The following is a 22,898-nucleotide window of genomic DNA, read 5'->3' on the forward strand; positions in this document are numbered from 1 at the left end:
AGCAATAGCGCACTGCTTGAATCGAAGGAACTAAACAATGGCAAACGCACTCGACACACTTAAAGCAGCAGCAACAACTGGTCACATCGCTGGTCAGAACCCCGTCGATATCTTCTTTGGTAAGTTGAAGACACAGATCGATTACGCTGGTCAGGTCAAGGAAGGCAAAGCGATCAACTCGAGGTCGCTATGGTTCCGCAAGCAAGGCGCAGAATATGTGGTGCGTATCGGTCGCAACGCTTTCGAAATCGCAGGGAGCAAACTATTCCGTGCAAATGACCTCGATGGCGTGGTTACAATCCTCAACGCTGCTAAGGAAGCAATCGAGGCGGATAAGAAACTGCAAGACACCATCGCACTGCATTCTCTGGAGCGCAGTGAGCGGTTGAAGGTTGGTCGTGCAAAGGGCAAGGCCGCGAAGGCAAAGTAACTGAAACTCCTCTTGCGCAAGTGGAGTGGCCTCGGCAGCAATGTCGGGGCTTTCTATCAAACGATCAAAATACCAGCATCTATGAGCCGCACTTTAGCAGCAGACAAAACGATCTCGTCAAATTGCTCGGGATGACGCAACACGACAGCCTCGAAAGTCAGTTCAGACATCTCACGCTCTATCAACATGTGGAATCCCTCTGACGGTTTAGGTTTCATCACCAGCGCTTTGATTGTCTCCAGTTCACCGACAGCAGTGATTTTTTGCCGGGTGCGGCTAAGTCGCGTGGTTTTTTCTCTCTCTTGAGTGAGTGTCCCCTCCAACGCATGGATGCTTTTCCAGACATCGTACTCGAGAGTTCCCGGCGCTTCCTTCGGAAGGACCTGATAAAGTTTCAGGTCTGCTCTTCGGGCGACGTCGAATTCCCCTAGTTTGCGGGCGTTGACGCCAATACTGCGAAGTCTCTCAGGGTCTGTCGACGTTTCGATCATTGTTAGAGCGCGTGCTACTGCTTCACTATTCATGGCTTTCATCCTCTGCGTTACGCTACTGGAAGTGACTGGAGAAACTGGGATAAGCGTTCGGCTTCCCTTGCGGTCAGGTCCGCTGGCAATTCGAACTGGACTTGCACGCCAGGGCGAAGATGGAAACTATGGCGAAGGTTATCAGTGTTTTCAGAAATGGCTTGGACAGAACTGCTAGGGCTTTCCAAATCGGATATCGCGGCGACGATACGCTCCACATGTTGAGTCCCAACATTTGCGTTCTTTTTCATGAGGTTATGAAGAAACGTTCCGCTGATTTTGAGTTTTTCTCCAAGTGCTTGATATGACATTCCTGTCGTATCTTTTATCTTCGCAAGACGTTGGAGCGTCTCAGCGTTTAGTGGGCCGTTAGGTGTGGATTGAAATTTTGTAGGATCAAACATGGTCGTCGTGCGCTCCGCTGTTCAGATGACGATAAAGTATCAAACTTTATGATAGTTGCCAACTAGACGGCGCGAAACTGTTGGCGCTTTATGATTTTCTCTACTGGCGATCTTTGACCTTCACTGGCCGCCACACGATCCGCTCAGGTACTCGGTCAAAGCCATCGGGTTGCAGATAAATCTCGCACGCGCCGGGATCGCACTCGGTGCATCTGAACCGTATCGTCCGGTAGTCACGCTGTCGGCCATAGACGCCCGCAAGATCACTGGCAAAAGCCTTGGCTTCTCGCTTGCAATGCTTGCAGCGTCCTACGACAACCATGCGTTTCTCAGCGGCATATCCAAGGCTCTTATCTGGCATGATTGAACGCTAGAACAAAATAAGAACGCAGGCAACGGCTATCAAAGCAATCCACAGGCCCGATCCCTAACTGACTACAAAGATGCTGTCATTCTTGGCATCATATTTGATAGAGGACGGGAGGTAAAAGTGAGGCGGACAGTATGAAAATTACAGTGCAAGATTTGACGATTTTTATTGCGGGCTTCGTTGCCATATTATCCGCTTACACTGTTGGCAGCACAGGTGCGCTGGGGGTTCTAGTAGGATGGGAACTTGCGGTTCTTGTTGTTCCGCCAAACCTGTACGAAATGGCACTGGCCGCTGTTCGTGTGATTATTCTACCAACGTTTGCGTTCTGCTTCGCAAATGGCCTAGCACTGGTGTCCCGCTCTTTCCGTCAGGAACATATTCGGACCGTTTATATCGTCTTGATAATACTGGGTCTCTTTGTCCTCGGTGAGGTATCGGACAAATGGTTTACCAGCGAGTTGTCAGATTTAATGATTTACGTGGTGACTACCCTAATCTTCGCCCTAATTATCCTCGAAGGCAAAAACCTGAACCTGAGTGTGGTGTTGATGGCCGCGCTAACCTTACCCTTTATGATGAAGGGGTACATGGATCAGTCACGTGAATTCAAGCACACGATGGATTTCCCAGGGAGGTCACATATTGTCGCTGGAGACAAGAACTATGTGAATACAAAGATTCTGCGCTCAACGTCGACAGGCGTTTTGATCGCTTCAGGAGGTGAGTTCATCTATTATCCAATGAACCAAATCACCCAAATCTCGCGAAATCAGACGCTCAATTAAATCACTACGTATCAAAATCGTTGCTTGGGCTCTCGCAGAGTTTGATCGGTTCGACAGCGACAGCCTCAATAACATTCGCCTGCAAGGTTTTGCGTGCGCGGGCCGCATCAGCGAGAATGTCGGCCATATGTGTCACCTGCACGTCAACGTCGAGTTTCTGCGCTGCTTTGCTAACGAACGGAGCCAGAAACATATCTGTGGCTTTTAAGCGGACCATTTCGTTTGTGCTGTTCATCATCAAGTCGTAGGCGACCGCGACTGCTTCCAGCGTTCTAGCCTGTAGCGCTTCTTTGATCTCATCCGGCAACGGTGGGCGACCCTTTGGATTACCACTTTGCCCCGGCTTAAATCGATTGCGTTGTAGGGCTGCTTTTTGGGCTTCGCTTAGTTTACGTTCAGCCATTATGCCTCCATCTCATGACCGCCCAGCATGGCGAGAAACTTCCGGCCATCGTCTTCGTAAGTGAAGTCCACGATGAACGATTTCGAACTGGTCTGTTGGAACTTGTAATCTCCACTGATTATCGTGGTGATCCACGCCCCGAAACGCTTCTCAATCCATTGAGTAGTCGCGTCTTTGGCTGAAATGCCGGGGTTTGTTTTCAAGTACTCGTTAAGCCCGTTCTCTCCGCGCTTATGGCCTTCTGCGATTTCATATTGAATTTTCATAGGTGTGCTCCTGCTGCCAGTATTTAGCCGGAGCAAGCAAAAGAGCCGAGTTTTCTGTTTGAGCGTCCAAAACGTGAGGTGAAAATAAATAGCCGGACTTAAACAGCCGGTAGACAAAATATGAACCTCAATGACGAGGAGAAGAAGCAGTTAGAAGAACTGCTGATTTCGTTCCAAAATGACATAGAACTCTTTGCAATCGCCATATGGGGCGAGGAAAACGCACTACGCCCCAAGCAGATCGAGTTCTGCAACGCATTCCGCAATAACAAGCGCATTACATTCAAGGGTGGCGTTGGCTTCGGTAAAACCCGATCTCTCGCGATTCTCGTGTGGTGGGCGTTATTCACTCACAACGACGTTCAAATAACCATCTTCGGTCCAAACCAAGATCAGTTGAAGGGCGGTATCTGGAATGAACTGCAAAGCCTTCACGGCAAGATGCGTGCAATCTGGAAGGACAATTGGGACGTAACAGCAACCCGCATTCAACGCGTCAAAGACGGTGCTGATTGCTTTGCTGAATTTCGCCTTGCCAACAAGGACAACATCTCAGCCGCACGCGGTATTCACAAGACGAACAACTTCGTTTTCGTGGACGAGGCAACGGGCGTTCCAGACGAGGTCTTGACCGTTCTCAGTAACGTCCTGTCCGACCCAAACGGCAAGTATTGCCTCATCTCAAACCCTTCATCGGCTAGCGGCTACTTTTGGGATACGTGGAACGGTCATCTCGCCCCGTTGTGGACGAAGGTGCACGGCAAAATGACCGATTCACCGCATGTCACAGAAGAAGACCTGTATGCGAAAGAAATCGAGTACGGCGGCAAGTTCTCGCGTGACTACCGCATTTACGTCCATGGCGAGTTCCCACTCAGCGATACTGACGGTCTGATCCCTCGCAACCTCGTTGAACAGGCCATTGAGAATGAGGACGCAAAGCCCTCAGAGCGCCTACCAATCATATGGGGGCTTGATCCCGCTGAAGGTGGCGACCGCAGCGTGTTGGTGATCCGTCACGACAACAAGGTGCTGGACGTTCACTCATGGCGCGGACTTGAAACCAAGCAGTTAGCATTCAAGGTCCGTGATCTCTATCAGGCAACGCCAAAAGCGCAGCGACCTATCGCAGTCTGCGTGGATGCCATCGGTATCGGCAATGGCGTTTGGGGTGATCTCCAATACATGGGCCTTCCGGCAAAGAAGGTCATTGTCTCATCCAGTCCAACGCGCCGCCCTGACTTCTACAGCCGATTACGCGACCAGTTATGGTGGGAGTGCAAGGAGTGGTTCGCAACCGAAAACGTCTGCATTCCGAATAACGAAGACCTCGTTATGGAATTGCTTCTGCCAACTTACGAGAGCGACAGCGGCAAGATCAAAGTCGAGAAGAAGTCAGACATGAAGAAGCGTTCAAAGGGCGCTTCTCCTGACCACGCAGACGCGCTGTGTCTGACCTTTGCAATCAGCCCGACCAGATACGCCAGCAAATACGAGTGGAAGCCAGACGTGGACCTCAGACACTACGAGTGAGGCCAATACAGCGACCCGTAATAAATACCGGACAATCAATAAAAATAAGAACGGCGGATAAAACCGCTGCGAAAGGCCCAATGGCGAAAATCACCAAGACGAAGAAGATCGATGAAGACGCGATCACTCGCAGCATCGCATTGGCAGTCAGAGAGGCGGTTGGTGTTTCAGTAACAAACATCGCCAACAAGCAGGAAGAAGCCCTTAAACTTTACATGCGCGAGCCGTTCCAGACCGACAAGGCAGGAGATGGAAAAAGCAAGTGGATCAGCGCAGACGTTCAGGAACGAACCGATTGGGCTACAGCGCAGTTGATCCGCGTTTTCGATAGTCAGAACCAAGTCGTCAGTTTCTGCCCTAACGAGCCGAATGACCAGCCCATCGCAGATCAGATGACAGACGTTTGCAACTTCGTTGTTCGCTCGAAAAACTCCCACGTCGCAATGCTCAGTCCTTGGGTCAAGAATGGCTTTCTAACCGGCCTTGGCATTACAATGGTCGAGTTCCGCAAAGAGCGGGAGGAACTGAAAGAGGAAGTGCTTAAAGGCGTGGCAGATCAGCAGTTGGTTGATCTCGTGGCGCAGGAAGAAGCAGGACAGATCGTCATTGAAGAGCGCGGTGAGGCATATGATGCTCCTGCGCAGGCAGTGCCGGGAATGCCGGAAGAACTGGCAGCGATTGCAGCACAGATGCAGCCAAAGGTTCGCGATATAAAAATTCGTCGTGTTCGCGAAATTCGTCAAATGAACATTGTGAACCTTCCACCAGAAGATTTCATCGTTTCCAAGGATGCGCAGTTCGACCAACAGAGCGGAGGCATCAAAGCGAAATTGCAAGGCCATAAGCGAACGCTTAGCCGCAGTGAATTGCTTGAGATGGGTTTCGACAAGGCAAAGGTCGCATCGATCCCGCTGGCTGATGCCGAAAGCGATGGCATGGCTTTGCAGCGCTCCAAGGAAACCGATTATGACGATGGCGTTGGTGAAGTCGAAGATGATGTAATCGTCTACGAAGTCTACACTAAGATGGTCGTTTCCGGCGAAAAGCGTCGTCACTATCGCCTCGTGCTTGGTGGTGATCTCGAAAACAAGCCAGTGCTGCTCCACTATGAGGAAGTCAGCAAGTTCTACCCATACGCTGCGTTCGTCCCGTTCCCAATTCCCAACACACTGTTTGGACAGGGCATGGTGGATCGCGTTGGTCCAACTCAACGCCTTGTGTCGCAGATCACTCGTGCGCAGCATGACAACCTAAACAAATCGGTCAATCCGATCACCGTCTACAATCCCGACCTTGTTCGCGCCGATGACCTCTTGAACATTCACGCGGGCAAAGCAATCCGCAGCGAAGACCCAAGCGCGGGCATTTCGTGGGTGCAGCATCCATTCACAGCAATGCAGGCACAACCCATGCTGGACAGTCTCAAGCAGGACTTGGATTACACAACGGGCGTGGGTGGCGCTTTGGCCTCGGTCAACGCTTCGGACTTGCAGAACACGACAGCAACGGCAAATGCACAACGCGCTAGCAGCCAGCAAATGCTTGTGGAGCAGATTTGTCGCGAATTCGCGGACACAGGCTATCGCTACCTATTCCGCATTATCGTTGACCTATTCCAGCAAAATCCAGAGGACGCAGAAGTTTACATTCGTCGTCTCACTGGCAATTACACGCCTATCCAGATCGATATGTGGGATGCTGATATGGACGTAACAGCGAACGTTGCGTTCGGCGTTACCGACAAAATCGGCAATGGCGCAAACCTCAATATGATCCTCACCCTACAGCAGCAATTAATGCCGATGGGCTTGGCAAATCCGCAGACGTTGTATCACACGGCAGTCAAGATCGCTGAAAACAGCGGTGAGAAGAACGCGACGCCGTTCTTCGTTGATCCATCGACATTGCCGCCGCAGCCGCCGGCTCCACCACCACCGGACCCAAATGCGGCGTTGATCGAGGAAATGCGTATCAAGGCGCAACTGGATCAAGCGGCAAAAGAACGCGAATACGAATTTGAGATGCGCAAACTCATCATCGAAAACGACCTGAAGCGTGACCAGATGGCACAGGATTTGGAACTCAAGCGTGCTGAGATCGAGGCGAAATATTCGGCCCAGGTCGATATCGCACGGATTGGGCAGGAGCAGGCACGCGAGCGCAGTGATGTTGATTTTGCCATCGCAGCGCAAGACGCACAGGTGCAAATCAAAGCGGCTCAACAGCAGCAAGCACAACAGGAACAGGCAGCGGCACAGCAGGCAATGCAACAGCAGCCTATGATGCCTCCGCAGGCTCCTATGATGCCCCCACAGTTTTAAGGAGTAAGCAGTGAACCAAGAAATTATCGCACGCGGTCAGAATGCAAAGCGCGTGTTGGACATGCCAGAATTTAAAAGCCTAACAGAAGAGGTTCAAACCGAGTTGTTTGGGCAGTTCCGCAAAACGAACGTGAACGACCGATCAGAGCGCGAAGAAATTCACAGGGTGATCTACGCCTGTGACCTGTTCGTGGCTCGTCTGGAAAAGTACGTTTCACAGGCAGAAACAGAGATCGCAATGGCTAACCAAGTGCCAGATGCATAAGAGCAAGCAAAACAACCTACCTCACTAAATACGTTATCACTAACGTTACTGAGGTAATTTATGGAAACGACCAATACTCCCAATGAGGGAACTGGTTACTCTGTGGCAGAAGCCGCAACACACATCGAACAACTCTTGGACTCCGAAGGAACAACCGAGCAAGTAGATGCTGATAACGAAGCCGATGAGGTTTCAAACACCCTAGACGCAGAAGTCGAGGACGACACGGACACGCTGGAAACAGAATCCGAAGAAGTCGATCTTGAAGAAGCCGAAGGCGATGCAGACGAAGTAGAAGAACCCACAGTCGCTGACCCAAACGAAATCGTGTTCGAGCATGACGGACAGCAGATTACTCGTGAGGAAGCAACAAAGGGATATCTACGCCAGTCTCAATTCACGAAGAAGATGCAAGAACTCGCAGAACACCGCAAAAAGTGGGTGGTTCAAGAAGTCGAGTTTCATCAGGTTCGTGCTCAATCTGAGCAAGTGCTGAACAATCTAGCATCTCACGTTGCGCAGGTATTCGAAATGTCCGAGTTCGGCCAAGAGCCGGATTGGGAGTACGAATTCCAGACTGATCCTTACGAAGCAAATTTGAAGCGCATTCGTTGGGAAAAGGACAAAGCAGCGTGGCAGCAGAAGCAAGGCAACCGTGAAGCCGCTGTAAAGGCGATTTACGAGGCACAGACTGAGGTGGCTCGCCAAAACGAGGCATTCTTGAAGAACAAGCAACAGCACGAGATTATTGAAAGTCGTGAAATGCTTGCTCAGAGATTGCCTGACGTATTCGGCGATCCGCAAAAGGCCAATGTCCGTCTTATGGCAATGTCCTCGTTCCTACAGGATCAAGGTTACAGCCCAGACGAAATTCAGAACGTCACAGACGCTCGCACAATCGCTCTAGCGCATTACGCAATGCTTGGAATGGAATCTGCGAAGAAGGTCAAGGCGGCGGTTCAGAAGATTGAGGCCAAGCCTGCGATGACAATGCCCGGCACGACAACGGCACGTACGCCGACCGCTGACCAAGCATTCAACAAGGACAGGAAGCGACTAAAGCAGAGCGGAAGCATCAATGATGCGGCGGCTCTAATCAGCAGACTACTATAAGGAGAAGCCAAAAATGGCCACATTGAAAACTACGGACCTTAAAAACGTTCGCGAAGACCTTGGTGATTTCATCAGCGATATCTCACCAAAGGAAACACCTGTTTTGACCTCTATCGGCAAGACTAAGGCAACAAACACCTACCACGAAACCCTCAAGGACGAACTTGCTCCTGCAAACAAGGACAATGCTCGTGCTGAAAGCGCAGACGCACCAGAAGCGACGAATTTCGGTCCACAGCGCATCGGTAACTGGACACAGATTTTCTCCAAGCAGGTTTCAGTGTCTGGCACTCTTGAAGCCGTCGACAAGGCTGGCGCACGCAGCGAAAAGGCTCGTCAGATCGCAAAGGCTGGTCTTGAACTCAAGCGCGACGAAGAAGCAGCAATCACTTCCGACAACGCTTCTGTTGCTACTGGCCTAAAGAAACTCGGCGGTATCGGCGCTTGGCTAACAACCAACGTGAATAAGGGTGCTAACGGTGCTTCCACTGGTTTCAGCAACGGTATTGTTGCCGCGCCAACAGCGGGTACTTCCCGCGTACTGACTGAAGTAATGTTCAAGGACATGGCACAGAAGGTTTGGGAACAGGGTGGCGATCCTACTCTAGTGTTCGCTCCCGGCTCGCTAAAGGCGAAGATTTCCGGCTTTAACGGCGGTGCGACAAAGTTCAACGCTGTTGAAAAAGAAACAGTCTACGCGAACGTGGATATCTACGTTTCCGACTTTGGAACTCACAAGATCATTCCTCACCGCTACATGCCATCCACAAGCGTCTATTTCCTAGACAAGTCGCTTTGGAACAAGGCTGTGCTGCGTGGTGTGACAAAGTACGACCTAGCGAAGTCTGGTGACTCTGAGAAGATGGAACTGATCGAAGAGATCACACTAGAAAGCCTCAACGAAGCAGGCAACGGCGTCATTCGCGACGTAACTGCTTAATCGACTACAGAATGGGGAGCGAAACGCTCCCCATTTCGCATAACGCCGAAAACAAAAATAATAAGAGGCGACATTGATTGAACCAGAATTCACAATTGGTGACTTGGTCACGCATGGAACATACGTCCTTGTCGATGACCCCCAAAAGACCGTTTACATAACCCGCGATGGCGACCTCATGCACGTGACAACGGCATGGAAGGGTGTGCAAGCGACATTCGATCTAAACGCAAGTGATGCAGCCGATTACCGCCGTAGCGATGGAATGGGTGACTTCCAGAAAGTAGGTCGTATTCCCCTTGGTGTTTACCACAAGTGGGTTGATGACGGCATCATGGATGATCAAAAGGCTCTTGCTCGCCGCTTGAACAATGGTGATTTCAGCAAGTTCCGCGTCAACGATGTGAGGGTTTGATATGGCCCTCGACACATACGAACAAATCAAGACAGCGATTGCCGATTACATAATGCGACCAGATGCGCCGATTGATAATTTCATCGCGCTTGGACAACAGGACGTTGCCCCATACATCAAACATTATTTGCAGGAAACGACCGTCAATCTGCGAACCGCTGCAAACGCGGCGACATTGCCAGCGGACTTTCAAGAGGCGCGTCGTGTCGTGGTTGATGGCGAGTTAGCCAATCCCACGAGCATCTACCGTAAAGACTTCGTCGCCTGCTCACCCAACTACTATCAGAAGGGCAAGCAGTTGGTGTTCGTGCCTGAAAAGAACACGAGCCGCAGCGTTGAACTTACCTATCACGCTCGCTTCCCATTCATTGACGCTACACGCCAGACGAACTGGCTCACTGAAAACGGCTTCTCGTCCGTGATCTTCCATGCTGCGCTGGTTCGCGCCTATCGCTGGATGAAGGACAAGGATTCAGAAGCAACCGAAAAAATCAGTCTTCAGGAAGCAATTGCAAATGTGGTGGCCGACAACAGCCGCGCAATAAGCAGCAGTAATCAGGTCGAAATCGACTTTGGAGGGCCACTGTTTTGATCCTCGAAAGTGTTTTTGGACCATGGCGCCCCGACCTACCAGACCTCAATAATCCCGGTGTAACCGTGGCTCATAATGTCACGCCTGGCATTGGGGCGCTTGCCGGTTCTGTGACCTACGGCCCGCTTCGTCGTGCGTCTGTGTTTTCTGACACTTCAATGGAGAGCCGACCCACTGGAACAGCCGTGGGACAAGACCAGTACGGGAATGCCAAGGTCTACGGTGGTTGCGCTAGCCGACTTTACAGACTTGCACCTGCAACACGCGCATGGACCGATATGAGCCGTAGCGGCGGCTACACAAGTGGTGATCGTGATCGATGGAACTCGGTGGAGTTCGGTTCGTATCAGATTTTCAGTAATTTCCATGATGATCCCCAATACATCGACATGAACACCGACGATGCGCCGGGGGCAATCTTCAAACCCCTTACATCGCTGGTTCGTGGTCGCTACATCGGCACCCACAAGGGTTTCGTGGTCCTCGCAAACACGTGGGACCCGCTCGACGGACCAAAGACGAACCGCATCCGTTGGAGTGGGCTGGAACTTCCCGGTGATTGGGGCTTCTCGGCGCAGACACAGGCGGATTTCCAAGACATTCACGGCTACGGCGCGATCCAAGGCATCGTCTGCAATGACAGTGTTTGGATCTACATGCAGCGTGCAATCGTGCAGATGACTTACATCGGCGCACCTTACGTTTTCCGTGTTGATACTCGTGTTGAAGGTAAAGGCTGCTCGGTTCCTGAGAGCCTCGTAACCGTTGAGGGAAAGACCTTCTTTTTCAGCGAAGACGGCTTTTACATGCACGAGCGAGGCGATCAGTTGCTGCCCATTGGTATCGGCAAGGTCAACAAACATTTTCTAGCCGACGCAGACGTCTCGCAGTTTCAATACATGACAGCGGTTGCTGACCCTCGCGAAACACTCATCTACTGGTCCTATGTCAGCAATGACGCCGTGGATGGCACGCCCGACAAGATGCTTATCTACAACTACCAGACAGGCGAATGGTCTGAGGCAGAGTCAACTGCCGACTTCCTGTTCGCCTCTCGCAGTTTGCCTTTGACTATCGATCAATTGGATCGCTACGGCAGCATCGATAACGTACCCGCAAGTTTCGACGACCCTCTATGGGCCGGTGGTAATGCGATGCTTTGGGCAATGGACGTGACTGGAAAGGTCTACTCGTTCTCTGGCTCAACCCTGTCCGCGACAATCGAGACACAAGAGCAACATTTAATCAACGCGGTGAGGGCTCTCGATCCTCGCGCAATGGGAGATCGGACGAATGTTTTCGGTGTCCGTCCATTCTTCGAAGGTCATAGCGCATCAGCAGTCCTAAGTGTTGGGTCGCGAAGCCTTAGCGATGGTGATCTAACATGGTCGTCTCCTACGCTTACTCACCCAGATACTGGCTTTGCACCGTTTCGTTTACAGAACCGCTTTCATCGCTTTCGACTGCAATTGAATGGCGATTGGCTCAAGGCTTACAAACTGGAAATCGACGCTAATTCCGCTGGCTTCCGGTAAATACGGGAACAGAAGAGGTGAAGCGTGCAGAGCATTTACAATCCAGATGACAAACGAGCGATCGCACAGACCATCAATGACCTTGTACGTCAGTTCGAAAACTACGGATCAGTAACGCTCGTAACTTCTGACACGAAGACAATAGTTAGCAATCCAAAGGTGTTGCCATCAAGCGTGATCGTTTTGCAGCCCACGAGCATTGGCGCAGCATCAGCAGCACCCACAACATTCGTCAGCAGCAAGAGCAGCGGACAATTCACGATAACCCATACGAGCGCAACGACAAGTCGCGTGTTCGACTACGTAATTCATGGAGCATAATGGCAGTACAGCGGATCGATAGCGCAGCGCAGTTTGATATTGAATATCCTCGTGTCCGCGAGTGGCTGAATAAAGCACTCAAGCGCCAAGTCTCAGGCGGCAATGAAACCGACCTTCTAGAGGGATTGGTGGCTCGTAAGTACGTGCTGTGGACAAGCCCAAATGCAGCAGCGGTAACCGAATTCGTCAATATGGATGGTGCCGAAGTTTGCCACTTCTATCTCGTGGGCGGCACGCGAGCCAATGCGCTCGATGAAATCCTCGGTGAAGGTATTAGCGAAGTAGAGCAATGGGCAAAGTCCAAGGGATGCAAGGGCTTTTCCGGCATTGGACGACCGGGATGGGAAAGCGCTCTCGCACCGCATGGTTTCAAGGTGCAGTCGATCAATTTGTATAAAAAGTTTGAATAAAGGAATTGCGTTATGGGCAGTACGCCGAAGGAAACGACAACTAAAACAGAGCCGTGGGACGGTGCGCAGCCATACATCAAAAAGTATCTGGCACAAGCCGATGAACTCTACGCCGCTGGAAAGCCTGAATATTATCAGGGTGACACAGTCGTAGATCAATCATCTGCAACTAAGGATTCATTGGCTCAGCAAGAAGCCATTGCACGTTCCGCAGGTGCAGCCGGTGGACTGGCAACAGCAAGCAATGCTGTTAACAACATCACGTCTGGAAACGCATTCAGCGGTCAAGCCAACAACACGCTATCGCAGTTGCAGAACGGCATTAAACTGGGAGCAAACCCTGCCGCTGCTACCGCTGCAAATCTTGCTGCTGGTGGCGCTAACGCTCCGGGTAATCCAACCCTTGCCGCCGGTCAGAACTTCACGAACGCAGCGTTTGGAGCACAGCAGGCACAAGCCGGTGCGTTGGCATCCGGTAATAACCCAGCGATGGACTATCTCAAATCAACAGCATCGGGCGCGAACATCGGCAAAAATCCATATTTGGATTCGATGGTTCAGAACCAGCAGTCAAAAATTGCCGACCAGTTCCGCAATATCACCGCTCCGCAGATTGATGGTCAGGCTGCAAGTCTAGGCCGAATGGGTTCAGGTGCATATGCGACACAGCGCAATAACGCGGAAACGACAGCAGCGACGGCAATGGCTGACGTAGCGACGAATATGTACGGCAATCAATACAATACGGACAAAGACCGTCAGTTGTCGGCTGCTGGACAGTTTGGAAACTTCTACAATAGCGATCAGACCAACCAGTTGAACGCAAATGCCAACTTGGCAAGCACAAGCAGCAATCAGCAGGGCTTGCGCACAGACGCAGCGAATGCCGCCAACAGCCAATATCAGTTCGACAAGAACCTTCAATTGCAGGGTGCTGGCCTACAGAACGATATCTACAATTCCGGCATCAGCAACCAATTGCAGAACAACACGCAGAAACTGAATGCTGCGAACTCTCAGGCCGGAAATCAGGTCGCGCAGGCTAATACCCAATTGGCAGGCGCTGGCATGGCTGGTGAGCAGTATGCAAACCAGTATCTCCCAACAGACAAACTAGGTCAGGTTGGTCAGCAGATCGATACCCGAAATCAGGACGTGAGAAACGCCGATATTCAGCGTTGGGACTTCCAGCAGAACCAACCCCTTTCCAATATCGCGAACATGATCAATCTCGCGAATGGCGGCAATTATTCCAACACGACAACGCCGGTCTATTCCAACAAGGGCGCTCAGGCGGCGGGCGGTATCACCTCGCTACTCAGTCTTCTCGCAATGTGTGACGAGCGCACGAAGATCGTCTTCGAATGCGTTGGTAATTTCCCGAACGGCATTCCGATGTATCGCTTCGCTTACAAGGACAATCCCGACGAGTTGTTCATTGGACCGTTGGCGCATGAAGTTGAAGCCGTGTTGCCGGATGCAGTCGTTGAGATCAACGGCATCAAGCACATCATCACAGACACATTCATAGAGGCAGCGTAATGTTTGACCTATTGGAATTACTCAAGCGCTTTCAGGAAGAAGACGCCGCCCCACAGGGGACAATCGCTACTGCGCAGCCGCCGCAAGCCGTGCCCCAGCCGCAACAGCAAAATCTTCTCTCACGCTTTCTTCCACAGGATGAGGACAAGCGCGATGCTTTGTCCATGTTCCTTCTAAATGCAGGTGCCGGGATGATGGCTGCTGGTGGGCCTAGCACGACCCCTGTCAATTTTGGAAGTGCCGTAGGCAAGGGACTCGGTGCTGGTGCACAAGCATATACTCAGGCACGCAAGGACGCAGCGGACGGCGCTGTGAGCCGCGCTAAAGTGCGTGGGGAGCAGGTTAAACTCCTACAAGCGCAAGACGCGCAAGATTTCGCCTCAAGTATGCCTACCAGTGGCGATGGCGCGTACTCGGTGCCAGACCTCAAAAAACTTTACCAACGTTATCTGGCGATGGGTGAATACTCTGCTGCGAACACGATCCTTGAGCGCATTCAGCGTCTTGATGATGAGCGCCGCAAGGATGGTTTGGTTCAAGGCCCAGGTGGAGACTACGAACTTGCTGGCGGTGTGGCCGAAGGCGCAAACGAAATGGAGCGTCAAAAATCGGCTGGCCGTGTTGAAGGCGAGGAATTGTTCAAGAAGACCGACGACATTCGCGAATACGAATACGGGCAGGATGATCCTGCTTTCAAGACACAACAGGCGGAAAAGACCAATGCTGGACGTCAGGCAAACCGCTTGCAAAAAACCGGCGCATACATCGATCCAAAGAGCAGCCGTCGCTTCAACGGTTATTTCGACAGCGCAACAGGGCGCACAGTCTATATGGATGCTTCGAATAATCCGGTCGATGATCCAGACGTTATCGACCGCATGGTTGAAGACACTCCGGGCCGTACGAAAGCCAACATGAGTGACCCTGTGGTCAAGGACGAGCGTTCAGCAGAAGCAGCACTTGCACAAGCCGCTGGACGATCTCAATCCACAGTGGGGGTCATAGATCGCATGGAAGGCTTGTCCAACGACATCAATACGAATTCGTGGTTTGGTACTGGTGGCTACAACAGCACAGCGAAAATGCTTGATACGGTTCTTCCCGGCGACAACTTCTCCGGTTCAAAGCGTCAGGAACTAGACAATTTGATGCAGGAGCAGATCAAGCAGGAAATTGAAAGCCTTCGTGGTCTTGGTGCAATGTCCGACAGAGACTTGGCCGCAATTCAAGATCGCGTTTTGAACGGCAGTCTCAATCCTGATGCTCTGGAAGAAATCGCAAATCGTATGCGCAAGATTTCGACCTACAACGCATCCAAATATCAGGCTTGGAAGGACTCAGGACAGAATGACGAGTTCCGTCAGTGGTCGTTTAAATACGACAATGACAAGTACGAAGGCTTCATGAACCCAAAGAAGGAACAGAAGCAGGTTCAATCAAACGATGTGATCGTGACCGGTGGAGATGGCGTTCAATACCGCTTCAAGGGTGGTGATCGTAACAAGAAAGAGAATTGGGAACCCATTCTCTAACCCGCGCAAGCGGAGACAATAAGAAGCCCGAAAAGGGACGAGGTGCAATTGGCAAAGCCAAATCTTAACAGCAACGCGATGTATGCGTATCGCTACCTACAGGACAAGTATCAACTGAAGCCTCACCAAGCCGCTGCTGTGGTGGGCAACCTCATGCAGGAAAGCACGATGAATACCGGGGCGAAAAATCCCGGTGATGGTCGTGATGGCACGGACAGCATTGGTATCGGCCAATGGAATGGTCAGCGTGCGAGAAACCTTAGAGGCTTTGCTGGTGAGAACGCCGGTTCGCTCGATACGCAACTTGATTTTGTCATGCACGAGATGAGTGGCAAGGGTGACAATGGCGGCGGATCAGAAGCCTACGCCTACAACAAGTTGATGGGCGCGGATAACGTTCATGACGCAACAGCAGCAATGATTTCATATGAGCGTCCTGCGGGCTGGTCACGTGCCAATCCCACAGCAGGCCATGGTTTCGACAATCGCCTTTCGTGGGCTGGCGAAACCCTTGGTATGTCGCCGGATCAGGTGGCCGCTGCAAAGCCTCAGTCATCGCAACCACCTGTAGTTCAAGCAGGGCAAGCCCCGCAAGCACAGGCTCAAGCCGTGGCTGCTACAGACGAGCGTGGCATAGGCAAGAAAATCTTCGACCGTGTTCTCGGTACGGAAACACCGGAACAGGCCAAAGCATCTGTGTTGCCGAAATTACTTCCAGACGAATTCATGGGTGTGAACACCAAGAAAGGCATCAACCTACTTGGCGCTCTTGGTGGGGCTTTTGCGGGCGCAGACCAGACGAACACACTTAACCAGCAAGCACAACAATCAGCACAGGCAGGACAAGCCCGCCGTGGTCAGGCGCAGCCCGTGGAAATGGGACTGATGAGTTCGCTCGCGGAGGCAAAGAATGAAGTTCCCGGCGGCATGGACGCCTTGGCAGGACTAACACCCGAAGAACTGATGGAATTGCTCAAGAAGCAAAAGATGGGAGGTCTTGGTGGCCTCGGAGGATGGCGCGTATAATGGCAATGCCTTGGGAGATGAACTGGGAAGACCCAGAAAAAGAAAAGACAGTCGATGGTCCTACAGGTGGAATGCCTTGGGAACAGGATTGGTCTGCTGAAAAGTCCAGCGAACCTCAAGAACCCAAAACTGTGTTCAGTGGCTCATTGCTCCCTTTCAGCAAGGACGAGAACGGCGATGTTAGTTTCGACACCAACGCTGGTCTGCTTGGCGGCTTTACGCGTTCCTTTATGACCCCCGGTGATGCAATGGCCGGTAAGTTCGATCCAATGAGCGAAGAGGGCATTGGTCGTGCATTCGAGTTCGCGACCACGTTCAGCCCAGCCGGTACACGTTTTGCAAGTCCAAAAGTAGCAGAGACAGTCTTGCCTCGTGGCGGCTTCAACCCCGTCAAGAACAGAATAATCGGAGGTGCCGACGAGGCCGCTGTTATCGCACAGCGCGTGAAGGATTTTACCGATATCGGCGTGGAGCCAACAACTGGCATGGTTTCCGGCTCAACTCGCGCAGCGGCAAAAGAACAGGCGCTTTCAACTACGGGCGCGGGTAAGAACCTTCAAGCGCGAATGGAAGACGCTTACGCCAAGCAAGGTGACGAGTTTGGTCGCGTTATCGATGGCATCACCACACGCAACAATCCCGGCGCAAAGACGAACACTCGCCAAGAACTCGGTGACATGCTCCGGCAGCAGGCGCAGTCGGCAAAGGATGCAGCCTTCACACGCTCGGAAAGCCTCTATGATGATGTTGGTCGTATGACCGGCGAACGCGCTGTTACGGGCGATGCGACTAAGGCTTTCAGCAAATCACTAGCGGAAACGAGGAAGGGTCTTGGAAAGTCCGAGACAATCAATCGCGGTCCTCAAATCGATCAGGCTCTTGTTCAGACGAAAGCAATTGTCGATGACATGAGCAAGGGCATGACCTTCACGAAGTTGAAGGAAGCACGCACGGCCATCAGCCAGATCGCAAATAAGCCCGATGTTGATCCCACTTTGAAAGCACACCTACAGGGGCTTCGTAACGCGATCACAACCGACATGGAAGCAACTGCACGCGGCGCAGGGGAGAACGCGCTACAGGCGTTCCGTAAGGCAAACAACCACTACCGACGCACCGTGGATGCCGAGACTGGTTTCGGCAAGGGAAGTCCTGCTAGCACGCTGCTCAACAAGAACACGCCAGAAGAAATCTACGGCTACGTCATGGGCAAATCGAAAGAGGGCGGCACACGCTTGAACGCGGTTCGTCGTCAGATCGAGAAGTCCGACGATGGCAAGGCTGCTTGGGACAATCTCGCTGGTTCAGTGGTTGAACGGATGGGCTTGAAAAACGCGGATGATGTCAGTTCCTATGATCCCGGCACATTTCTGCGAAACTGGAAGACGATGGCTCCAGAAGCCAAGGACGTACTGTTCAAGGGAACAGGTCGCTCGCAATATCGGTCAGACCTAGACCGTCTCGCACGCATTGCCGATGACATGGGAAAATACAACAAACTCAAAAACCATTCCAACACTCAGACCCACAAGACGATGCTTGAAGAAGCGAACCCCTTTGACAAGGGTAGTCTGCTTGCGGCGGCGTTGGCTGGACCAAAAGGGTTTGCTGTGGCGGTGGGTGCTAAGGGCGCTAACGCCCTGACGAAACGCTATCAGGCAAAAATGCTTGCCGACCCTGAAACTGTTCGTTGGTTGTCTGGCATTCCAAAGGCCCAGATCGAAAAAGGTGGCCTGCGCAAACACGTCGATAACTTGGTAGATATCGCACGCAAAACACCTGATCCACTGACGCGCACTGCGGTTCATGAATACCTGCGTAGCGTGGGCTACGAGGTCCAAAACGACGAGAACGATTAAATACGGAATACGAAGCGGCAAAGATCGCTCGTGACACCCAATAAGAAGAATAAGAAAGCGGTGATCGCCAATGGTAGATATTATTGACCCAAAGTGGTCTGAACTGGATGCAGCGAATAACAGCGCTGCACCAGACGGCATACAAGGCACATATGCGCCAAGCACGGTCGCACCAATCCTCAAAGGCACGAGAGGTGCGATCAAACGCGCCTATACGAGAATAAACGCCATCTACACGACTACAGGAACATCTGCTGCTCTTGTCCTGACATATGCGCAAGCGCCCGCTGCATATTCAAAGGGAGAGCGTATCGCGTTCTTTCCCAATGCGACGAATGAAGGTCCGATGACCCTCAACATCAATTCGTTGGGTACGAAAAGCATTCTTGCTGCTGATGGAACACCACTAACAGCGGGAGACATCGCAAGCGGTGAATTCACAGAACTCGTTTATGATGGCACTGCATTCCGCATTGTCAGTGGTGGCGGTGCGAAGTTCAGTGGCACAGTGACGGCTGGTTCTTTCGCTGGGAATGGCTCGGCCCTGACGGCACTCAACGCTTCGAACATTGCCACTGGCACGATCAACGAAGCCCGTTTTCCTGCCACGTTCAATGGCAACAAAACCTTCAATGGCGGCTTGACGCTTAACGGTGCAACAGCCGCCGACAGAACTATTGGCTGGCAGACTGCCGGTACGCGACACTGGTCTGCATTTACGACCAACGGCACTGGTGAAGCCGGTAGCAATGGCGGTTCTGATTTTGCTTTAGCCAGACATACGGACAACGGAACTTACATCGATCTCGCTCTCTCCATCAATCGCGCTACCGGCAGTGTCAACATTCCAAATGGTTTGTCAGTCGGTGGCAATCGAGTGCTTACCGTTGCGGATTACGGCACAGGAAAAGGAATAGACGCTGACAAACTGGACGGCCAAGAAGGCTCGTATTACCTCAACCGTGCCAATCAAACGGGCTCTGTTCCGCTAGCAAACGTCACCAATTTGCAGGGTTCGCTAGATGCGAAATTGAACCTAACAGGCGGCACGATTACAGGCGGGTTAGTGGTCAACGGTGGTATGTCTTCCGCTGGTGATATTTCAATTAACAAAGCCAATCCTTCGTTGACCCTGCATTATCCGGGTGTTCGGCAAGGTCAGATGCTAGTCGACGGTAGTGGATCACTGATATGGCGCGATCAGGGTAGTGGTGACATTAAGATGTACATCACAGACGGTGGGGCGATTTGGACTAAGGAGTTAGGTTCTCTTAACAACCGCATCGAAGGTCGTGCTCTTGCTTGGGCAAATGATCGTGTCGCCAACCTATCGTCCAGATTGGTGGCCCGTGGTGTAAGCACCGCTAATGATTGGGAAGGGGCAAGCGGCACAGTAGTAACCGGATATACCCGGGAGGGCGGCACTGCTGGTCAGGTGAGAACTCTCTACTACCGTTACCTACAAATGTTTGATCCGGTGCGTGGTTGGGTCGGGACGTATTACACTTGATGGAGCATATTATGAAAATTATTAATTTTGGACATTTCAAATCAAGCCTGCAAGGCAGCACGTTTGTTTATGTCAACGAAGACGGACAAGACTGGTATGATCTACGACGCGGGTTGACCTCGTGGACCGAGAGTGGAGAGTTTATCGACGCCATCTATGGCGCTTGGGCAACCGTTGATCCACAGACATTACTCGTTAGGAACGTCGAATACGATCCATCCCGATTAGTACCCGACAATCGCATTGTCTTGGGGATAGATGCGGATTGGCAGGATATCAAAGAGGGTATGCTGTTTCAGAACGGGGAACTCGTAGAACTTCCTGCGCCACCGCCTGACCTTGTTCCCGTAACCAAGCGTCAACTTCGATTGGCTTTGGTTCGTAACGGCATCAGCGTGAATTCCATCGGAGAATTGATCGACGGTATGGAAGACGGTCTTCAAAAAGAGGAAGCGCAAATCGAATGGGCAGATGCTAGTTCGTTCGACCGAGATCATCCAACGCTTCTCTTGATCGCCCAAGCACTCGGCCTGTCAAAGACCAAGGTCGATGAGATGTGGATAGAAGCCATGGCAGCGTAAGATGAGCAAGGTGAAACGCTCACGGACCTACGAGTAGCAGGGGCAATAGCCCTTTGTGATCTGTTAGTGGATTAAGCGAGACGACTACCTTTGCTTAGCCTTCGCTCTTCTCGCTTTCAGCGCCTGAACATCAGGATCGTCAAGCCGAGGATTAACTATAGGCTCTCGCTTCGACAGAGCGTGAACTATTTTGAGCCGGTCTTCGCGCGCATCAAGGTCGCTTTGTATGTCCGTTGTAAAATGCTCAGGTTTCAAAGCACCACCAGACACGAGAGTTGTACCGCCATCACGATCAGTCCAAAATACAGGTTGCGCTGGTCGGTCAATAATCGGCCCCATGTCATAGCGTTCGGTGATGTCCCCGGAATAACTGAATTTGTAGGCCCGCAAGCCACCAGCCACAGCAATCATCAACTCTTTCTTACCGAGATCGATCGTCATGGTGACGATGATGCGCTTCAGCATCCTTGCAACGCGGGAGCGGCTGTCAAAAACGTCGGTCGTAGTCCCGTTAGCCCAGGATAGTCGCTCTAAATTCAGGCGTTCTGCGAACGATGCTAATTCATGTCGCTTCGCTTCGATGTTGGCGAGATCTTCTTTCTGTTCATTGATCTTGGCTTTCAGTTGCTCGATCCTCGTCCGAGCCCCATTCATTTGAGCAGCCACGTCTCTTCTTGTTTCATCATCATCAATGAGAGCCAGCGAGGCCATGAGATTTTTACGAACGCGCTCCTGTTTTGGAATTTCCGCCTCATTGGCTTGAATAACTTTCAGAAGGGCATCGCGAAAGTTTCCATCGGCTTTGCCATCGGTATCTTTTTCTGGGTCGAGTTCGACAAGTTTGCTGAAAACGATCTCTTCCAGTTTATCGTACCGATATAGGCCACCAATGCTGGAGCAATTTGCGGTCCTGTAAAGGTTGTCGCAGTAGAGATATTTGTGTGGGGTACCAGTGCGCAGCCGTAGCGAATTTCCGCATTGTGAGCATGCGACGAGACCGGAAAACAGGTTAGATATGCTATTTCCTTTGTGGCGCCCTTTTGCGTAACCGACTTTGATTCCGCGCTGGACACGCCAGAACAACTCGTCACTGATTACAGCCGGATAATAATCCCTAATTGGCTGACCTAGGCTCTGCCTCACTCCTTCCACGACATGGGTGGGCTGGTATGTCCCAACGACACTCTCATCTCGCAGTATTCGGCCAACATTCGGCGCAAACCAAAACCCTTTGCCACGAAATGTTGGTATCTTTTCCTCGTTCAGTCGCCTTGCTATTGTGACCTGTCCAATCCCACTATCTGCGAGTTGAAAAATCCTTCGAACCGCTCCTGCATGCTCATTTAAAGTGAAGTCCCACTTATTGGGACCGACTTGCTCGCTTTTAATCCAGCCCACGTGCGTAGCACTGAAGCGCCCTACCCCTTTTGCGGCTGTCCTTTTGCGATTTGCAGCCACTGCCTTCAATCGCTTGCTTTTCGTCTCACTTTCCTCGTGAGCGCGTGCCATAATCGTCAGTGAAACGATCAATTGCGTGAAGTTGGCATCGACAGTGGCTTTGGAATAGACTTGATCGTCCGACAGCGTGACGATCACGATGTCCGCATTGATCAGTTCCATAAAAGGCACGAGCGCGTTGCGCACTTGTTGGCGGCTTATGCGGTCAAGGCTTTCGACAAGCAAATAACTCCCCGCTTTTATTTGCCCTGATTTGGCTGCCGTTAGAAACTGGCCAAAGGCTCCCTCGGTCAGGTTTGCTCCGGTCCAAGCACTTACGCCCTTGTCGGAAACCATCGAACTCTCATCGAGCCGCAAGCCATGATTTTCGGCGTAAATTTTGGATAGTTCAAGTTGCCGTCTTAGGCTGTCCCCCTTGAGTTGCCGCTTCGAACTCATGCGAACATATGAATATGCAATCGGGCGCTCGTCAAATTCTTGCACTTCAATCACCTTAACACTTGCAGTTTGTGCTGCGCTGGGCCTTAACTCCGCGAGGGATTGTGCAAGATTTAAGACCTATGCGTTTAGGAAGTGTGCAAAAAAAGCAACGTGTTTTGCCATTGCAAGGACATATATGGTGAATATTGCAAATCCCGAAACAAAGACGGGAATTCGAGGATAAGCCTTGCAAGAAAAATCCAGACCAAACCGTGCCGCAGGGCGGCTCGTGAAAACCTTTGCTGCGATCTCCGCCAGTGTTCTGGCTTTGACATCGGTT

The 22,898-nt window shown here is 51.7% G+C and carries 23 protein-coding genes; 18 read left to right on the forward strand and 5 right to left on the reverse strand.

From position 1 onward, the window contains the following. Positions 1-37: 37 nt before the first annotated feature. Positions 38-430 (forward strand): hypothetical protein, encoded by a 393-nt coding sequence (locus RMR21_RS15600; RefSeq protein WP_498670387.1) that lies wholly within the window; start codon positions 38-40, stop codon positions 428-430. Between the two features lie 56 nt (positions 431-486). Here RMR21_RS15600 and RMR21_RS15605 read toward each other — a convergent pair whose 3' ends face one another. Both RMR21_RS15605 and RMR21_RS15610 read right to left on the reverse strand, forming a co-directional pair. Continuing rightward, on the reverse strand, positions 487-954 hold the full coding sequence (locus RMR21_RS15605; RefSeq protein WP_498670388.1) for a hypothetical protein: 468 nt from the start codon (positions 952-954) through the stop codon (positions 487-489). Between the two features lie 17 nt (positions 955-971). Next, positions 972-1,358: a hypothetical protein gene (locus tag RMR21_RS15610; protein WP_498670389.1), complete on the reverse strand. Its 387-nt coding sequence runs from the start codon at positions 1,356-1,358 to the stop codon at positions 972-974. Between the two features lie 169 nt (positions 1,359-1,527). Between RMR21_RS15610 and RMR21_RS15615 the strand changes: the two genes are divergently transcribed. Continuing rightward, entirely contained in the window at positions 1,528-1,725 is a 198-nt protein-coding gene (locus RMR21_RS15615) for a hypothetical protein (protein WP_498670390.1), read from the forward strand. Positions 1,726-1,862: 137 nt separating this feature from the next. After that, positions 1,863-2,516, forward strand: a complete 654-nt coding sequence (locus RMR21_RS15620; protein WP_498670391.1) for a hypothetical protein — start codon at positions 1,863-1,865, stop codon at positions 2,514-2,516. Between the two features lie 4 nt (positions 2,517-2,520). Here the strand turns inward: RMR21_RS15620 and RMR21_RS15625 are convergent, their stop codons facing one another. Together RMR21_RS15625 and RMR21_RS15630 are read right to left on the reverse strand one after the other, a co-directional pair. Continuing rightward, on the reverse strand, positions 2,521-2,919 hold the full coding sequence (locus RMR21_RS15625; protein ID WP_498670392.1) for a DUF5681 domain-containing protein: 399 nt from the start codon (positions 2,917-2,919) through the stop codon (positions 2,521-2,523). Next, positions 2,919-3,185, reverse strand: coding sequence for a hypothetical protein (locus RMR21_RS15630; protein ID WP_498670393.1), 267 nt, complete (start codon positions 3,183-3,185; stop codon positions 2,919-2,921). Before RMR21_RS15630 ends, RMR21_RS15625 begins: the two co-directional genes overlap by 1 nt. A gap of 120 nt (positions 3,186-3,305) precedes the next feature. Between RMR21_RS15630 and RMR21_RS15635 the strand changes: the two genes are divergently transcribed. From RMR21_RS15635 to RMR21_RS15705, 15 genes are all read left to right on the forward strand, one after another. After that, complete coding sequence (locus RMR21_RS15635) at positions 3,306-4,718, forward strand: terminase large subunit domain-containing protein (RefSeq protein ID WP_498670394.1); 1,413 nt, start codon at positions 3,306-3,308, stop codon at positions 4,716-4,718. A gap of 80 nt (positions 4,719-4,798) precedes the next feature. Continuing rightward, on the forward strand, positions 4,799-7,039 hold the full coding sequence (locus RMR21_RS15640; protein WP_498670395.1) for a portal protein: 2,241 nt from the start codon (positions 4,799-4,801) through the stop codon (positions 7,037-7,039). Positions 7,040-7,049: 10 nt separating this feature from the next. Beyond that, positions 7,050-7,304 (forward strand): hypothetical protein, encoded by a 255-nt coding sequence (locus RMR21_RS15645; RefSeq protein WP_498670396.1) that lies wholly within the window; start codon positions 7,050-7,052, stop codon positions 7,302-7,304. Between the two features lie 60 nt (positions 7,305-7,364). Then, positions 7,365-8,417 carry a hypothetical protein gene (locus tag RMR21_RS15650; RefSeq protein ID WP_498670397.1) on the forward strand — a complete coding sequence of 351 codons (1,053 nt, stop codon included), beginning with the start codon at positions 7,365-7,367 and terminating at the stop codon, positions 8,415-8,417. Positions 8,418-8,430: 13 nt separating this feature from the next. Continuing rightward, on the forward strand, positions 8,431-9,357 hold the full coding sequence (locus RMR21_RS15655; protein ID WP_498670398.1) for an SU10 major capsid protein: 927 nt from the start codon (positions 8,431-8,433) through the stop codon (positions 9,355-9,357). A gap of 73 nt (positions 9,358-9,430) precedes the next feature. Further along, positions 9,431-9,772 (forward strand): hypothetical protein, encoded by a 342-nt coding sequence (locus RMR21_RS15660; RefSeq protein ID WP_498670399.1) that lies wholly within the window; start codon positions 9,431-9,433, stop codon positions 9,770-9,772. A gap of 1 nt (position 9,773) precedes the next feature. Continuing rightward, a complete protein-coding gene (locus RMR21_RS15665) occupies positions 9,774-10,364 on the forward strand; it encodes a phage adaptor protein (protein WP_498670400.1) in 591 nt (196 codons plus the stop codon). Then, positions 10,361-11,899, forward strand: a complete 1,539-nt coding sequence (locus RMR21_RS15670; protein ID WP_498670401.1) for a hypothetical protein — start codon at positions 10,361-10,363, stop codon at positions 11,897-11,899. Before RMR21_RS15665 ends, RMR21_RS15670 begins: the two co-directional genes overlap by 4 nt. Positions 11,900-12,219: 320 nt before the next feature. Beyond that, entirely contained in the window at positions 12,220-12,630 is a 411-nt protein-coding gene (locus RMR21_RS15675) for a hypothetical protein (RefSeq protein ID WP_498670402.1), read from the forward strand. Positions 12,631-12,642: 12 nt separating this feature from the next. Next, positions 12,643-14,172: a hypothetical protein gene (locus tag RMR21_RS15680; protein WP_498670404.1), complete on the forward strand. Its 1,530-nt coding sequence runs from the start codon at positions 12,643-12,645 to the stop codon at positions 14,170-14,172. Continuing rightward, a complete protein-coding gene (locus RMR21_RS15685; RefSeq protein WP_498670406.1) occupies positions 14,172-15,704 on the forward strand; it encodes a hypothetical protein in 1,533 nt (510 codons plus the stop codon). Before RMR21_RS15680 ends, RMR21_RS15685 begins: the two co-directional genes overlap by 1 nt. Before the next feature lie 48 nt (positions 15,705-15,752). After that, positions 15,753-16,730: a phage tail tip lysozyme gene (locus RMR21_RS15690; protein ID WP_498670407.1), complete on the forward strand. Its 978-nt coding sequence runs from the start codon at positions 15,753-15,755 to the stop codon at positions 16,728-16,730. Continuing rightward, positions 16,730-18,589 carry a hypothetical protein gene (locus RMR21_RS15695; RefSeq protein ID WP_498670408.1) on the forward strand — a complete coding sequence of 620 codons (1,860 nt, stop codon included), beginning with the start codon at positions 16,730-16,732 and terminating at the stop codon, positions 18,587-18,589. Before RMR21_RS15690 ends, RMR21_RS15695 begins: the two co-directional genes overlap by 1 nt. A 70-nt stretch (positions 18,590-18,659) precedes the next feature. Continuing rightward, entirely contained in the window at positions 18,660-20,099 is a 1,440-nt protein-coding gene (locus RMR21_RS15700) for a hypothetical protein (RefSeq protein WP_498670409.1), read from the forward strand. An 11-nt stretch (positions 20,100-20,110) separates the two neighbouring features. Next, positions 20,111-20,680, forward strand: coding sequence for a hypothetical protein (locus RMR21_RS15705; protein ID WP_498670410.1), 570 nt, complete (start codon positions 20,111-20,113; stop codon positions 20,678-20,680). Between the two features lie 84 nt (positions 20,681-20,764). Here the strand turns inward: RMR21_RS15705 and RMR21_RS15710 are convergent, their stop codons facing one another. Further along, positions 20,765-22,630, reverse strand: a complete 1,866-nt coding sequence (locus tag RMR21_RS15710) for a recombinase family protein (protein WP_498670411.1) — start codon at positions 22,628-22,630, stop codon at positions 20,765-20,767. Between the last annotated feature and the right edge of the window lie 268 nt (positions 22,631-22,898).

The organism is Agrobacterium sp. rho-8.1 (assembly GCF_033957725.1).
In the GTDB taxonomy this organism is placed as follows: domain Bacteria; phylum Pseudomonadota; class Alphaproteobacteria; order Rhizobiales; family Rhizobiaceae; genus Agrobacterium.